At 61.9% G+C, this 14,617-nt stretch carries 12 protein-coding genes; 8 read left to right on the forward strand and 4 right to left on the reverse strand.

The window, feature by feature from the left end:
• Nucleotides 1-38: 38 nt before the first annotated feature.
• Nucleotides 39-1,865: an AI-2E family transporter gene (locus L8V00_RS04575; protein WP_269944327.1), complete on the forward strand. Its 1,827-nt coding sequence runs from the start codon at nt 39-41 to the stop codon at nt 1,863-1,865.
• 27 nt (nt 1,866-1,892) lie between these two features.
• Nucleotides 1,893-2,825, forward strand: coding sequence for a DUF6542 domain-containing protein (locus L8V00_RS04580; RefSeq protein WP_035005771.1), 933 nt, complete (start codon nt 1,893-1,895; stop codon nt 2,823-2,825).
• 47 nt (nt 2,826-2,872) lie between these two features.
• On the opposite strand, the gene L8V00_RS04585 is transcribed toward L8V00_RS04580, so the two are convergent.
• Nucleotides 2,873-3,859, reverse strand: coding sequence for a 4-hydroxy-3-methylbut-2-enyl diphosphate reductase (locus L8V00_RS04585; protein ID WP_049049122.1), 987 nt, complete (start codon nt 3,857-3,859; stop codon nt 2,873-2,875).
• Nucleotides 3,860-3,957: 98 nt separating this feature from the next.
• On the opposite strand from L8V00_RS04585, the gene xseA reads away from it, so the two are divergent.
• Entirely contained in the window at nt 3,958-5,250 is a 1,293-nt protein-coding gene (gene xseA, locus L8V00_RS04590) for an exodeoxyribonuclease VII large subunit (RefSeq protein WP_049049123.1), read from the forward strand.
• Nucleotides 5,251-5,254: 4 nt separating this feature from the next.
• On the forward strand, nt 5,255-5,542 hold the full coding sequence (locus L8V00_RS04595; protein ID WP_049049124.1) for an exodeoxyribonuclease VII small subunit: 288 nt from the start codon (nt 5,255-5,257) through the stop codon (nt 5,540-5,542).
• Here L8V00_RS04595 and L8V00_RS04600 read toward each other — a convergent pair.
• Complete coding sequence (locus tag L8V00_RS04600; protein WP_269944328.1) at nt 5,539-6,120, reverse strand: DUF4245 domain-containing protein; 582 nt, start codon at nt 6,118-6,120, stop codon at nt 5,539-5,541. The two genes, L8V00_RS04595 and L8V00_RS04600, sit on opposite strands and share 4 nt — an antisense overlap.
• A 191-nt stretch (nt 6,121-6,311) precedes the next feature.
• On the opposite strand from L8V00_RS04600, the gene glpX reads away from it, so the two are divergent.
• The 4 genes from glpX to L8V00_RS04620 all read left to right on the forward strand — a co-directional run bounded on the left by glpX (nt 6,312) and on the right by L8V00_RS04620 (nt 12,327).
• Nucleotides 6,312-7,343, forward strand: a complete 1,032-nt coding sequence (gene glpX / locus L8V00_RS04605; RefSeq protein WP_034964419.1) for a class II fructose-bisphosphatase — start codon at nt 6,312-6,314, stop codon at nt 7,341-7,343.
• Nucleotides 7,344-7,519: 176 nt separating this feature from the next.
• The gene (locus tag L8V00_RS04610; RefSeq protein WP_049049125.1) at nt 7,520-8,923 is read left to right on the forward strand and encodes a class II fumarate hydratase; all 1,404 of its coding nucleotides are present in this window, start codon (nt 7,520-7,522) and stop codon (nt 8,921-8,923) included.
• Between the two features lie 1,086 nt (nt 8,924-10,009).
• Entirely contained in the window at nt 10,010-10,741 is a 732-nt protein-coding gene (locus L8V00_RS04615) for a TetR/AcrR family transcriptional regulator (RefSeq protein ID WP_269944329.1), read from the forward strand.
• Complete coding sequence (locus L8V00_RS04620; protein ID WP_269944330.1) at nt 10,738-12,327, forward strand: MDR family MFS transporter; 1,590 nt, start codon at nt 10,738-10,740, stop codon at nt 12,325-12,327. Before L8V00_RS04615 ends, L8V00_RS04620 begins: the two co-directional genes overlap by 4 nt.
• 28 nt (nt 12,328-12,355) lie before the next feature.
• Here L8V00_RS04620 and L8V00_RS04625 read toward each other — a convergent pair whose 3' ends face one another.
• Entirely contained in the window at nt 12,356-13,093 is a 738-nt protein-coding gene (locus L8V00_RS04625; RefSeq protein WP_269944331.1) for a GNAT family N-acetyltransferase, read from the reverse strand.
• A gap of 63 nt (nt 13,094-13,156) precedes the next feature.
• Complete coding sequence (locus L8V00_RS04630) at nt 13,157-14,548, reverse strand: PhoH family protein (protein WP_035005789.1); 1,392 nt, start codon at nt 14,546-14,548, stop codon at nt 13,157-13,159.
• Between the last annotated feature and the right edge of the window lie 69 nt (nt 14,549-14,617).

Raw genomic sequence — 14,617 nt, forward strand, 5'->3', positions numbered from 1 at the left:
ACTCCCGTTTTGGACCTGCGTGAGGCAGAATAGGGAGAATGAACTCCCAGAACCCCCACGACAGGTCCTTTCCTCGTAAGGATGGCCGTGATTTTGCAGACTTTATCGCGGGTTCCCATCGAATGGATACGGAAAACATCCCAATACCGGGCGACGATAGAGACGAAGAGCGCCTCGGCCATGGCCAATTCGCTGACGAACCGCAGGCAGCCAAGCACCCAACCGTAAGCCCCGACTCCCCCGAGGCCGAGCTGGTCGAGGACAAGCGAGCAGAAACTGCCCCCACCGTGGAGGAAAAGGGCGATGCCTACGTCCAGGAGCGCAACACTGCCCGCGCCACGACAGGAACGGAAAAGCCGTTGACTGAAGATCACGAGCCAGACGGAGAAACGGAAACCGACGACCGCCCCGGGCTTCGCTCGCACGCCGCAAAGGTCAAGAAGAAGGCCAAGAAGCCCGCTAAGAAGTCTCCTATCGATGAGGAGCTAAACCCTGAACTGCGCGACCGCGCGGAGGTCATCGGCACCACCGGTCGCTGGTTTGCAGGCTGGTGCTTGCGCTTTATCATCATCGCCGCGGCGCTATACCTGGGATTCCAAGTTTTCGGCAAGCTCTGGGCCGGCATTCTGCCGGTCTGCCTGTCGGTGATCGTATGTACCGTGCTGTGGCCGGTCGTGCGCCTGCTCCGCAAGTTGAAGATCCCCAACAGCTTGGCTGTGCTGATTTCTATCCTGGGCTTCTTCGCCCTCATCATCGGCACCTTCGCTGCCATCGCACCCAGTGCCGTGGAACAGGGCAAAACGATCGTCAACCAGGCCAGCGACGGCATCGGCCGGATCCAGGACTGGCTGCAAGGACCTCCCGTGAACTTGCAGGAAAGCCAGTTCAACGATGGTGTCCAGCAGATCACCGATTGGCTACAGAACAAGTCCGGCGACATCGCAACAAGCATTGCCGCCTTCGGCACGGAGACCGCCTCCCTGCTGGTCACTCTCTTCGTGATGCTGGTGCTGACGTTCTTCTTCCTGAAGGACGGAGAGAACTTCCTGCCGATGCTGCGCCGCGTGACGGGCCGCCGCGTCGGCTGGCACCTGACCGAGGTCCTGACTCGCTGCTGGAACACCCTGGGCGGCTTCATCCGCACCCAGGCCATCGTGTCCGCCATCGACGCTATCTTCATCGGCCTGGGCCTCGTCCTGCTGAACGTGCCGCTGGCCGGCCCGCTGGCTATCCTGACGTTCTTCGGCGGCTTCATCCCCATGGTCGGTGCATTCGTCGCAGGTGCTCTGTCCGTGTTGATCGCGCTGGTGGCAGTCGACTTCAACACCGCCGTTATGGCACTGCTCCTGGTCATTGCCGTCCAGCAGCTAGAGGGCAACATCCTGCAGCCGGTGCTGCAGTCCCGCGCGATGAACGTTCACCCTGTCATCATCCTGCTCTCCGTCACCCTGGGCTCCACCCTCTTCGGCATCATCGGTGCCTTCCTGGCCGTGCCGTGCGCCGCTATGATCGCCGTGATCCTGCGTTACATGGGCGACCTGACGGACCTCGCCACGGGCGAGAAAACCTCCCAGGACATCGAATTTGCTACCACCGCCGGTTCCCTCACAGGCGAACAGTCGGAGCGTGCCGCCCAACGCTGGCAGGAGCTGCGCAAGGCAATGATGCTGAATAGCTCCGACAAGACCGATTCTGCCGATTCTGCAGATTCTTCCGAGACCACGACCGCCACAGCAAGCAGCGACGATCCTGCGGAGGCGGCGGCCGACGGAGGCGAAGGGGCGTCATCCCTCAGCGACAAGAGGGCACAGATCCGCGATAGGGTGCAGTCAATCTATAAGTCCCTCCGTGGCAATAACGAGTAGAGCGAGCCAAAGAAGTAGCATTACCCCGTGACCGAAAGCAGCCGACACAGAAGCAATAGCCGCTCCGTGCAGCGTGGCGTACGCAACCGCGGCATGGCTGAGGTGACGCACGATGATTCACCGGCGCACTGGTTCCCCGTCTGGGCGCCCGCGCTGGTGATGCTGGCCATCGTTTTCACCGGCCTGGTTCTCGCCAATGGCGATACCACAATCCCGACTCTTTTCTTTGGACTCTTCGCAGTCGGGATGATTGCCTCTACCATCTTCGTCGAGCCGCGCGGGCTGTTCATCACCGTCGCGTCGTTCCCACTGTTTTACCTGTTCGGATCGCTTTTGATTGGCTGGTTCAGTTCCGGTAGGGCGACGATTGCCAGCCGGAAGACGAAGGTCATCACATCGATCTACCCCGCCATTGAGCACTACCTGTGGCTGCTAATCCCCTTCCTCGTCGCGCTGGGCATCGCGATTTTCCGCTGGTGGAACTTCCGCGAGTCCCTCACCCGCAAGGCCGCGAAGCTGGAGATGCAGCGCCGTCGTCGCAGCGAATCCGACCGCAGCAACATTGAGACCTACGGTCGCGCACAGGAGCGTTCGCATGCTCGGAGCCACGCGCGCAGAAGTACTCGTTCTTCTGATGACGCCCCCAGCTACGAACCGCGGAAGCGTTCAGAGCGGACGACACAGCGTATTACCCGCATCCCGCGGGGCGGGGATTCGGTTCCTGCCCCCTATCAGGAGCGCGCCGCCAGAAGCTTGGATAGGGATTCCGACAGGAGTTTCGATAGGGACGAGGAGTTCCTGCGGTTCGAAGAACGCTCCGGCAGCGATGACGTCCGTTCTAGCGCCAAGCGGGTAACCCGCAGCTCTGAAGAATTGCGCGAGAACGCTCAGCGCCGCCGGGTCCCCTTCCCGGAGCGGCGCATGTCCCCCAAGCGCTACCTCGATGACGAGCGCGACTAAACAGACGGGGGCTAGTTCTACCCCCCTTTGGCGATTTACATCGCGTTTTACTTCTGGGTGCGCGGCGGACGCAGCTCGCGTGGCAGGGAGAAGATCAGATCCTCCGTGGCGGTGGTGACTTCCTCCACTTCGCCATAGCCCTTCTCCGCCAGCAGCTCCAGCACACCGCGAACGAGGATCTCCGGCACCGATGCGCCTGAGGTCACGCCGACGTGCGTCACGCCATCCAGCCAAGCGGGATCGACCTGCTCCGCGTAGTCCACCAGGTGGGCATCCTGCGCGCCGTGCTGCAGGGCTACCTCTACCAGGCGCTTGGAGTTGGAGGAGTTCTGCGAACCGACCACGATCATGAGCTCCACCTTCGGCGCAATGGCCTTAACCGCTACCTGGCGGTTCTGGGTGGCGTAGCAGATGTCATCGGACGGCGGATCTTGGATGTGCGGGAACTTCTCGCGCAGCAGCTTCACGGTGGTCATGGTCTCGTCCACGCTCAGGGTGGTCTGGGAGAGCCACACCAGCTTCGTGCCCTCCGGGAAGTCCAGCGCATTCACGTCTTCCTCGCCGTCGACCAAGTGGACGACGTCCGGGGCTTCACCCGCGGTGCCCTCGACCTCTTCGTGGCCGTGGTGGCCGATCAGGATGATCTGGTATCCCTGCTTGGCGAAGCGCGTGACCTCGTGGTGAACCTTGGTAACGAGCGGGCACGTGGCGTCAAAAGTCTTCAGCTCGAGCTGGCGGGCCTCCTCGTGCACCGCGGGCGATACACCGTGCGCCGAGAACACCACGTTGGAGCCGCGAGGGACCTCCGAGGTCTCGTCGACGAAGATCACGCCGCGATCCTCGAAAGTCTTCACAACGTGCTTGTTGTGCACGATCTCCTTGCGCACGTACAGCGGTGCACCGTGCTTTTCCAAAGCCTTCTCGACGGACTCGACGGCACGATCGACTCCGGCGCAATAACCGCGCGGGGCAGCTAGATAAACCTTTTTAGTATCGGCAGTTGCCTCGGTAGTTGGGGTAGTCATGTGCCCCATCGTAATGGAAGTACCTGACAGTGCCCATCCCCTGCCCTTGCACAGCTCGTCCACTGGTCATCCATTGGTGTCCGAGCCTTCATTTAGAATGCTTAACCATGAGTGTTCCAAACTCCGCTGAGGCCCCGTGGGCGGTCGGGCAGCTAAACGACCAGGTGAAGAACTGGATCCAAAGGCTGGGGTTCATCTGGGTCGAAGGCCAGGTCACGCAGGTAAACATGAAGAGCACCTGGCGGTTTTCCTACATCACCCTGCGCGACGTGAACCTGGAAGCTTCAGTCTCCCTGACCGTGGAAACGAGCGCGCTAAAGAACCTGGCCACGCCAGTGAAGGACGGCGACCGCATTGTCGTGCACGGCAAGCCATCGTTCTATTCCAAGCGCGGCAGCTTTTCCCTGTGGGTCACGGAAATTCGGCAGGTCGGTATCGGCCAGCTGCTCGCACAGATCGAACAGCTGAAGAAGGCCATGTTCGCCGAAGGTCTTTTCGATCCCCGCCTGAAGGCTCCCCTGCCCTTCCTGCCCACCACCGTGGGTTTGATTACCGGTCGTGGTTCGGCGGCGGAGCGGGACGTGATGGAGGTGGCCAAGCGCCGCTGGCCCGCAGTGCGCTTTCGGGTGATAAATACAGCCGTCCAAGGCCCGAAGACGGTTCCGCAGGTCGTCGATGCTCTACACGAGCTGGAGCAGGACCCGGCGGTCGACGTAATCATCGTCGCCCGTGGCGGTGGTTCGGTGGAAGACCTCCTGCCATTCTCCGAAGAAGCACTGGTGCGCGAAGTATCCCGCCTGCGCACCCCTGTGGTATCGGCCATCGGGCACGAACCAGACAATCCCCTGCTGGACTACGTGGCCGACGTCCGCGCGGCCACCCCCACGGACGCAGCCAAGACGGTAGTCCCGGATGTGGTTCAAGAACTGCGAATAATCAGCGAAGCACGCCAGCGCGGCGCCGGAGCCCTGCGTAACTGGGTGGCGCACGAACGTAAGGGGCTGGCGCAGATCCGCACCCGGCCCGTGATGGCGGACCCCAGCCTGCCGGTCACTCGTCAGAAGGACATCATCGCGGAGGCTCTGCAGCGCAAGGATCGCGCTCTGGGAGTACACGTCCGCTCGCTGCGCTCCTCCATCGAGTCGCTGAAGGCGCAGGTCAATGCCCTGGGGCCGTCCCAGACCCTTGCGCGTGGCTATTCCATCGTGCAGGTCATTCCGCGCGACAAATCTGGAGCCCAGGTGGTCACCACGGTGGATCAAGTTAATCCCGGTTCGCAGCTGCGCATCCGTGTCCCCGACGGATCCATCACGGCCGCGGCGATGGGTGTGCAGGCGGCGCCTGGGGGCGTCATAAATAAGAACAGCAGCAAGACAGACAGCAGCACAGGAGAGGCATAAAACGATGGCGGACAACACCAATAACGGCACCAACAACACCAACAATGGCGAGCAGCAGAAGTTTCGCCCGCTCGACCAGCTGAGCTACGAGCAGGCACGCGATGAACTGGTGGAGGTCGTGAAGATCCTCGAGCTCGGGCAGATGAGCCTCGACGAGTCGCTGAACTACTGGGAACGCGGCGAAGAACTGGCCGCATACTGCGAGGACTACCTCAACGGCGCGTCCAAGCGCATCGAGCAGGCGCTACAGCAGCGCGAGGCACGCAACGCCGCGGCGCAGAACGAGGGCTAGCGTGCGTCGGTGACGTCAATTGGCTGCGTCGCAGCGATCTTCTCCGCGGCAGTGCGAGTCTGCTCGTGGGAGGCCATCGCCTCAATAGCCAAGCGCACATCCCCCAGGTCAGCAACCCACAGCGGGCGAGCATCCTCGCCGGTGAAGACGTGCCACTCGACATCCCCCGTGGTCTCCGTGCCAGTCTCTTCCCGCACGGAATCATCAGGCTTGGAGGCGGCCTTAAAGTCGGCTCCGGTTTGAGTCAAGGAAATGTAGCTCTCCCCGTTAATAACCCAACCGACCAGGCTCGACGGCTCGCCGCCGACCATCACGCGGCGGGCGGAATTGGCCACCCAGCCTTCCGGCATCTCCGGGTTACGGATGGGGAAATCGAAAGTGCGGGCATCCATCTGCAGCACAGTATCCGCATCGACCTCCTGCACAGGACCCGATCGATCAGCCTCTCCAGGGTTAAAGGAGCACAGGCCCGTGAACCCGACCGTCAGGAACATGGCAACCAACAGCACCACCAGGGAAAGCACAATGTCCTTGGTGGATTGAAACGCACGGGGTTTTTGAATCTGCACGCCCGCCATTATCGCATTGCCTCCGCTGGCCTGGCCAAATCAACCCTAGGTTGGGCTGGGCTTAACCCTGGGTTGGGCTGGACGGCGAAACTTAAGGCGCAGCATCAGACAGCGTCCGGGGTAAATGAGGCACAATGGAAGAAGAGTGGAAACAATTACCTATCAGCCACCAATCAGCAACAGAAAAGAGCTTGAAGATCATGTCTACTGAGCACATCCCTGCTGTCTCCCCCAACCCGGAGGCTCCGGACCGCAACCTGGCGATGGAGCTGGTCCGCGTGACGGAAGCCGCCGCCCTCGCCTCCGGCAAGTGGGTTGGCCGTGGACAGAAAGAATCCGGTGACGGCGCGGCCGTGGATGCGATGCGCCAGATGATCAACTCCGTGGAAATGGACGGTGTTGTCGTGATCGGCGAGGGCGAGAAGGACGAAGCCCCCATGCTGTTCAACGGCGAGCAGGTCGGCACCGGCAACGGCCCGGCGGTGGACATCGCCGTCGACCCGGTCGACGGCACCACCCTGATGGCCGAAGGCCGCCCGAACGCCATCTCCGTGATCGCCGCCGCCGAGCGCGGATCCATGTACGACCCGTCCGCAGTGTTCTACATGAAGAAGATCGCCGTTGGCCCGGAGGCCGTGGGCAAGGTGGACATCGACGCTCCAGTCGCTGACAACATCAACGCCGTGGCCAAGGCCAAGGGCACTGTCCCGGGCGACATCACCGTCGTCGTGCTGGACCGCCCACGCCACGAGGATCTGATCCGCGAGATCCGCGAGGCCGGCGCGAAGGTCCGCCTGATTGGCGACGGCGACGTTGCAGGTGCCGTGGCAACCGCCCAGGACACCGCCACCAACTCCGTGGACATCATGATGGGCATCGGCGGCACCCCGGAGGGCGTTATCGCCGCCGCTGCTATGAAGTGCATGGGCGGCGAGATCCAGGGCAAGCTGTGGCCGAAGGACGAGGCTGAACGCCAGAAGGCCCTGGACGCAGGCCACGACCTCGACCGTGTGCTGACCACCAACGACCTGGTGAACTCCGAGCACTGCTACTTCGTCGCCACCGGCGTGACCAACGGCGATATGGTGCGCGGTGTCTCCTACCACCAGAACTCCGCCACCACCCGTTCCCTGGTCATGCGCTCTCGCTCCGGCACGATCCGCTTCATCGAGTCGCAGCACCAGCTGGCGAAGCTGCAGTCCTACTCCGTACTGGATTACACCCGTAACTAGCTCTTTTTATGACGCCCCCACGCCGCCGCCGTACAGCAGGCCTTTTAGGTAGATTGGGCGGTGTCCGTGCGGGGCACGAAAGACAATCCGCTTTCCCACGGTTCCCGACTTTGAGCCCTTCGGTGGGTTCGAAGCGGGAGGCGTCAAAAAGCTAAGAAGATAAAGGTGATGAAAGAATGACCGAGCAAGAATTCCGCATTGAACACGACACGATGGGCGAGGTTAAGGTTCCCGCGAAGGCTCTGTGGCGTGCGCAGACGCAGCGTGCGGTGGAGAACTTCCCGATCTCCGACCGTCCGCTGGAGTCCGCACAGATCCGCGCGATGGGTCTGCTGAAGGCGGCCTGCGCGCAGGTAAACAAGGACCGTGGCCTGCTGACCGACGAGCAGGCGGATGCCATCATCTCCGCCGCCAAGGAAATCGGCGAGGGCAAGCACGACGCTGAGTTCCCGATCGACGTGTTCCAGACCGGCTCCGGTACCTCTTCCAATATGAACACCAACGAGGTCATCGCCTCCATCGCCAAGAACAACGGCGTGGAGATCCACCCGAACGACCACGTAAACATGGGCCAGTCCTCCAACGACACGTTCCCGACTGCTACCCACGTGGCCGCAACCCAGGCTGCCGTCAACGACCTGATCCCGGGCCTGAAGGTGCTGCAGGAGTCTCTGGCAAAGAAGGCCAAGGAGTGGGAGACGGTCGTGAAGTCCGGCCGCACCCACCTGATGGATGCCGTCCCGGTAACCCTGGGCCAGGAGTTCTCCGGCTACGCCCGCCAGATCGAGGCAGGCATCGAGCGTGTTGAGGCCACCCTGCCCCGCCTGGGTGAGCTGCCGATCGGCGGTACCGCAGTCGGCACCGGCCTGAACACCCCGGCTGACTTCGGCGCGAACGTTACCGCCGAGCTGGTGAAGCTGACCGGCGTGGAGCAGCTGCGTGAGGCAGAGAACCACTTCGAGGCACAGGCTAACCGCGATGGCCTGGTTGAGTTCTCCGGTGCTATGCGCACCATCGCTGTCTCCCTGAACAAGATCGCCAACGACATCCGCTGGATGGGCTCCGGCCCGCTGACCGGCCTGGGCGAGATCCACCTGCCGGACCTGCAGCCGGGCTCCTCCATCATGCCGGGCAAGGTCAACCCGGTTCTGTGTGAGACTGCAACCCAGGTTGCTGCACAGGTCATCGGTAACGACGCTGCCGTTGCCTTCGGCGGTTCCCAGGGTGCGTTCGAGCTGAACGTGTACATCCCAATGATGGCCCGCAACGTGCTGGAGTCTGCGAAGCTGCTGGCCAACACCGCCCGCGTTTTCGCAGAGAAGCTTGTCGACGGCATCGAGCCGAACGAGGAGCGTATGCGCACTCTGGCTGAGTCCTCCCCGTCCATCGTCACCCCGCTGAACTCTGCCATTGGCTACGAGGCTGCGGCGAAGGTTGCTAAGACTGCTCTGAAGGAAGGCAAGACCATCCGCCAGACGGTTATCGACCTGGGCTTTGTCGACGGTGAGAAGCTGACCGAGGAGGAGCTGGATAAGCGCCTCGACGTCCTGGCTATGGCAAACACCGACCGCGATAAGTAGGCGAAAACTAAGTACTGACGCTGTTGCGGGGCCAGCCGGCTAGTTGGCTGGCCACACTAGCTTCTGCGGCGCTGGCTCGGGTGGCCACACTTGCCGGGTCATCCTGGCTGGGTCATCCTGGCTGGCCTGCAAGCCGGGCCGACACACCCGCTGTTGTTTTCCGAAGGCACTAGTAGGCATTAGCGCTACTAGTAAGTACTAGCCACCGTCTTTGGAAGAGCGACAGCGGGTTTTCCTATGTCTGACCGCGGCCAGCCCCGCCTGCACCTTTCCTGTCCCTCCGCCTTACTTCCATCCCGGCCTCCTCTGCCCCTTTTAGTTCCCTTTCGCCGCTCCCATAGAGCCGAAATGTCGTTAGAACGGGAATACGCACGGCGCCGCAGCCGACTCCGGAAAATCAAACCCCTCTGACCTGGGCTTTTACTTTACTGGAATTTGATCCCATTAACGGATTCTCGTTCTAGCGACATTCAACCTCTCCAGCACCGACCAATACCCACTATCTGCCGTCACATCGTCAACCAACCACTATCCTTCAGAAGCTATTGGTCACACCAACACCACACGTTTCCTAGATGTCGGAAAAGTTGCAAAAGTCCTCCCCTCCAGAATTGACCCCTTCAGCAACACCCCCGTGACCTGCACTTTTACACTATTGAGAATTCGCCCCGACAAGGTTGTGCAACTTTTCCGACATTTAGCCCACCGGAGTGCAACTTTTCCGACAGTTACACCTCCGCAATGGAACTTTGTGACCACGCGAACAACCGCGTGCCCACCCACGCTCCTAGTCGCAGCACTCCACTCGCAACACCAGTCTCAGCACCTCCACCTGCAAAGCCAGTCGCAGCGCCTCCACCCACAGCGAAGACAGTTAACCACCGCACACCAGGCGAACCCGTATGAAAAATCACACAAATATTGCACTGGATATAACTTTGCACTGGGTGTAACTTTGTTCGAGTGATGCATTCGAACCGCTCCGATCCCCCAGCTCCCCCAGAGCCCACGGAACCCACGGACCACACAACTCCCCCAGACCCCACGGAACCTCCAGCTCCCCCAGAGCCCACGGAGCCTACAACCATGGGACTGCGCGAGCGCAAACGCCTGGAAACCAGGTTAAGGATCGAGGACGAGGCCACCCGCCTCTTCCTCGATCGTTCCTTCGATGGAGTCACCCTGGAGGAAATCTGCGAAGCGGCCGACATCAGCCGCCGCACCTTCTTCAACTACTTCTCCTCAAAGGAACACGTTGCGGTCGGCAAACAACCCCCGTTGCTCACCGAAGACGACTTCAACAAACTCGAAAGCTTCTCCCCGGCACGGGGCAGCCTGCCTCAATACCTCTACGCCATGCTGACCAAGAAGCGCATCGAGGAGGCTAAAAAATCGGACAATGCCAACCTCGATCCGGAACTGGCGGAGTCGATAAGGTGGCGTCGATCCCAAATAATAAAGAGATTCCCCAGCCTGGCACTTGCGAAGCTCGCCAGCTACGAAAAGCTACGCAGCGACCTCGCCGAAGCGGTGTGCAAGAACCTCGAAGACCACCCGGGCAACCGCAGCACCGACATGGAGGCGATGGAGGAAGCGCACCTCATCGTCACCGCGGCAACAACGGTGCAATGGGCCGCAGCAACCTCAGCCACACGGCGCGGCAGAACCCTGAACAGCACAAAGGACTTTGACGTTGCTTTAACCGGGCTACGGCAAGTCTTCAGTGCCATCGAACCGGCCACCCTCAAGCCGTCAACAGACTCAACCGCAGAAAACATCTCGCAGAAAGCACAAAAATCCAAGGAGAACCGCCCATGAAAGATACTCGCGAAGAAGCCGCAGCAGCCAAGGCGCGGCTCGACGCGGCGGAAAAGCAGCGCCAGGAAAACCACAACAACGTCCCCCTAGTCTTCGGCTGCCTGATGCTCGGCATGCTGATGTCTTCCCTGGGGCAGATGATCTTCTCCACCGCCCTGCCCACCCTCGTCGGCGAGCTCGGCGGCGCCAACAAGATGAGCTGGGTCATCACCAGCTTCCTGCTGACCATGACCATCGGCATGCCCGTCTACGGCAAACTGGGTGACCAGATGGGTCGTAAGCCGCTGTACCTGGTGGCGGTAACCCTGTTCCTGGTCGGCTCCGTCCTGGGCGCGCTGGCGCAGAGCATGGACATGATGATCGTCGCCCGCGGAGTGCAGGGCCTCGGCGCCGGCGGCCTGATGATCGGCGCGCAGGCCATCATCGCCGACGTGGTTCCCGCCCGCGATCGAGGCCGCTACATGGGCATCATGGGCGCCGTCTTCGGTCTGAGCTCCGTGCTGGGGCCGCTGCTGGGTGGCTTCTTCACAGACGGCCCCGGCTGGCGTTGGGCACTGTGGTTCAACGTGCCACTGGCTGTGATCACCATCCTGATGGTCTTCTTCAACCTCCAGCTGCCGAAGCGCGGCTCGGGCGCCCGCCTGGACATCCCCGGCACGGTTCTGATGGCTGGGGCCACTAGCTCGCTGATTCTGCTACTCACCTGGGGTGGCCGCGATTATGCCTGGTCCAGCCCGGTCATCATCGGCTTGGGCATCGCAGCGGCCGTGTTGGCCACACTGTTCGTGCTGGTGGAACGCAAGGCGGAGGTCCCGCTGATCCCGATGGAGCTGTTCACCGTTCGCAACTTCGTGGTCACTACTGCGGCGGGCACGATCACGGGTGTGGTCATGTTTGGCGTGCTGGCTTACATGCCGACGTACATCCAGATGGTGCACGGCATGACCCCCACCAAGGCCGGTCTGATGATGATCCCGATGATGGCCGGCATGATCGTCACCGCCACCGCCTCCGGCCAGTACGTTTCCCGGACAGGTCGCTACAAGTGGTTCCCCGTCGCGGGCCTGCTCGTTGCCGCCACTGCGGTTGGTCTTATGGGGCTTTTTGACGCCCACGATTCCCTCGTGCACCTCGGTCTTGTCTTGGCCCTGATGGGTGTTGGCCTGGGGCTTTCGATGCAGATCCTGGTGCTGATCGTGCAGAACTCTTTCCCGATTTCGATGGTGGGCACTGCGACGGCTTCGAATAACTTCTTCCGCCAGATTGGCGGTACGGCTGGCTCAGCTATCATCGGCTCGCTGTTCACCCACCGCGTGGCGGATCTCATGAGCCAGCGGGTGCCCGGCGCGCTGCAGGAGCTGGGTCCGCAGGGGGCTGAGTTCGCCAAGGACTTCCAGGGCGGCGGCAGTGCGCGACTAACCCCGGAGATCGTCGATACGCTGCCTGGCCCGTTGCATGACGCGATCACTACCTCGTATAACGACGCCCTCGTCCCAGTTCTCGGGGCTATGGCGCCGGTGGCCGTGTTGGCTGCGCTGATTCTGGTCTTGGTACGTCAGGACACCCTGAAGGAGACCATCGAGTAGTCCCCGTTGGGATCCTGCGCTTGGAAAGTTACTTGGTCTCTTCTGCCGATCCCTCAGCGTTGCCATCGTCGGAGCGCTCCAGGTTTTCCTGGTAGTACTTCCAGGCCGGGCCACCCTCAAGGATCTTCTCCATCACCATGTTGTGGCGCCACGTGCCCTTCTTCGGCCCGTAGTTCATGTGGGACATGCAGTGGAATACGCCCACTTCCTCGAATCCTCGGGAGACGTGCAGCCGCACGGAGCCCTCGTTCTCCGGGAAAATGCTGGAGTGCATCGCCCAGTGGCCCTGCTCGGCGGCGTCCTTGAGCAGCCTATCGAGCAGGCTGCCGGCCACACCCTTGCCTGCGGCATCCTTGTGGACGTAGATCGAGTCCTCCAGCACTCCGTCGAACACGTCACGGTGGCTGGCGGATGTGGCGGTGATCCACCCCAGGATCTTCTCCCCTTCCTCGCCCAGCCCTGCGGCTGCGGCGGCTGCGGGATCCGTGTCGATGGCAACGAAAGAGAGCTCGGGCAGGCGGTGGCGCATAAAGTCTTCCCACGCTTCGGGCGCGTTTTCCTCAAAGGTCGCCTCGCCCGTATCCATACCGGTCTGCAGGATCTTCTGGACTTGCGGATAGTCCTTCTCCTCCATCAGGCGGATGGAGATTGCCTGCTTGGCACTGTTCTGGGCGTTGTTGCCAGCGTTGCTATCTGCGGCGCTCCCTGCAGTGTTCACAGAGTTCCCAGTATTCGCAGTGTTCCCTGCGGTGTTCGCGGAAGTCATGGAAGAAATTGTGCCCTAAGACCCATCATTTACGCCACCTGGCTGCCGGCAGCTGTGAGCGAACTATCCTTTTTCCAGCAGGTTCGTCACCAGTTCAGCGATCGCGGAGCGCTCGGATCGGGTCAGCGTGACGTGTGCGAACAGCGGATTGTTCTTCAGCTTCTCAATTACTGCCTGAATGCCGTCGTGGCGGCCCACGCGCAGGTTATCGCGCTGCGCAACGTCGTGGGTCAGAACGACGCGGGAGTTTCGCCCCAGGCGCGAGAGCACGGTCAGCAGGACGTTGCGCTCGAGCGACTGGGCTTCGTCCACAATGACGAAGCTGTCGTTCAGGCTGCGGCCGCGGATGTGCGTCAGCGGGAGCACCTCCAGCAGCCCGCGGGCGTCGATCTCCTCCAGCACATTGTCGCTGACCACCCCTTCCAGGGTGTCGTACACAGCCTGCGCCCAGGGGTTCATCTTCTCCGTCTCGCTACCGGGTAGGTAGCCCAAGTCCTGGCCACCGACGGCATACAGAGGGCGGAAGACGACGATGCGCTTGTGTTCACCGCGTTCCAGCACTGCCTCCAACCCGGCGCACAGTGCCAGAGCGGACTTGCCGGTACCGGCGGAGCCGCCGAGGCTTACGATGCCAACCTCGTTATCCAGCAGCAGATCCAGCGCCACGCGCTGCTGGGCGCTGCGCCCCCGGATTCCAAAAGCTTCCAGGTCGGTGGGAACCTGGCGCACCATGCCGTCGCCCATCGAGCGTGCCAGAACGGACTGGCTGCCCGCGGTCAGCTGCAGGCCGCAGTGGATCGGCAGCTCGTCAACCTCGTCACCGTCTACCGTCAGGGCGCCGGAGATGTCGGCCTCCCCAACGTCGTACAGCTCGTCGATGATGCTGGAGGGCACCTCCGCGCGGGCCATGCCGTTGTATCCGGTGAGCACAACGTCCTGGGCGTGGTATTCGTCGGCGTCCAGACCAACGGCACCGGCCTTCACGCGCAGCGGCACGTCCTTCGTCACCAGTGTGACGTTGTGCCCCTCGGCCCGCAGGTTCAAAGCGCAGGCCAGGATGCGGTGGTCGTTTTGCTCTCCGCGCAGGCCCGTGGGCAGCACGGACTGGTCAACGTGGTTCAGTTCAACCTGGACGGTGCCGCCGTCTTCGTTGACGATGCTGGGCATGTCCAGCCGGCCGTGCTCCTGACGGAAGTCTTCGAGCATGCGCAGGGCCTGCCGGGCGAACCATCCGAGTTCCGGATGGTGGCGCTTGCCCTCTAGCTCACTGATGACGACAACGGGGAGGATGATGCGGTGTTCCGCAAACTTGATGAGTGCCCAGGGATCGGATAGCAACACCGAGGTGTCAAGGACATAGGTGCGTAGGCCGAGCTCTGCGTCGGAATGCGCGTTGAGAGCCTGTTCTGCCTGAAAGTTCTGATGTGCCTGATCGGTGGGCGCGGCGGAAGTCATGGAGGTGGTGCTCCTTGTAAGGGATTATGAGTCGATCAACCCGGACGTTCCACGCCGCAAAAGCTACGC

Origin of the sequence: Corynebacterium evansiae, from assembly GCF_027570065.1 — a bacterium.
GTDB classification, from domain to species: domain Bacteria; phylum Actinomycetota; class Actinomycetes; order Mycobacteriales; family Mycobacteriaceae; genus Corynebacterium; species Corynebacterium evansiae.

Coding starts and splice junctions, on each gene's coding strand:
- glpX (WP_034964419.1), top strand. CDS start 6,312: ATGTCTACTGAGCACATCCCTGCTGTCTCCCCCAACCCGGAGGCTCCG.
- L8V00_RS04630 (WP_035005789.1), bottom strand. CDS start 14,548: ATGACTTCCGCCGCGCCCACCGATCAGGCACATCAGAACTTTCAGGCA.
- xseA (WP_049049123.1), top strand. CDS start 3,958: ATGAGTGTTCCAAACTCCGCTGAGGCCCCGTGGGCGGTCGGGCAGCTA.
- L8V00_RS04625 (WP_269944331.1), bottom strand. CDS start 13,093: ATGACTTCCGCGAACACCGCAGGGAACACTGCGAATACTGGGAACTCT.
- L8V00_RS04595 (WP_049049124.1), top strand. CDS start 5,255: ATGGCGGACAACACCAATAACGGCACCAACAACACCAACAATGGCGAG.
- L8V00_RS04585 (WP_049049122.1), bottom strand. CDS start 3,859: ATGGGGCACATGACTACCCCAACTACCGAGGCAACTGCCGATACTAAA.
- L8V00_RS04575 (WP_269944327.1), top strand. CDS start 39: ATGAACTCCCAGAACCCCCACGACAGGTCCTTTCCTCGTAAGGATGGC.
- L8V00_RS04620 (WP_269944330.1), top strand. CDS start 10,738: ATGAAAGATACTCGCGAAGAAGCCGCAGCAGCCAAGGCGCGGCTCGAC.
- L8V00_RS04600 (WP_269944328.1), bottom strand. CDS start 6,120: ATGGCGGGCGTGCAGATTCAAAAACCCCGTGCGTTTCAATCCACCAAG.
- L8V00_RS04615 (WP_269944329.1), top strand. CDS start 10,010: ATGGGACTGCGCGAGCGCAAACGCCTGGAAACCAGGTTAAGGATCGAG.
- L8V00_RS04610 (WP_049049125.1), top strand. CDS start 7,520: ATGACCGAGCAAGAATTCCGCATTGAACACGACACGATGGGCGAGGTT.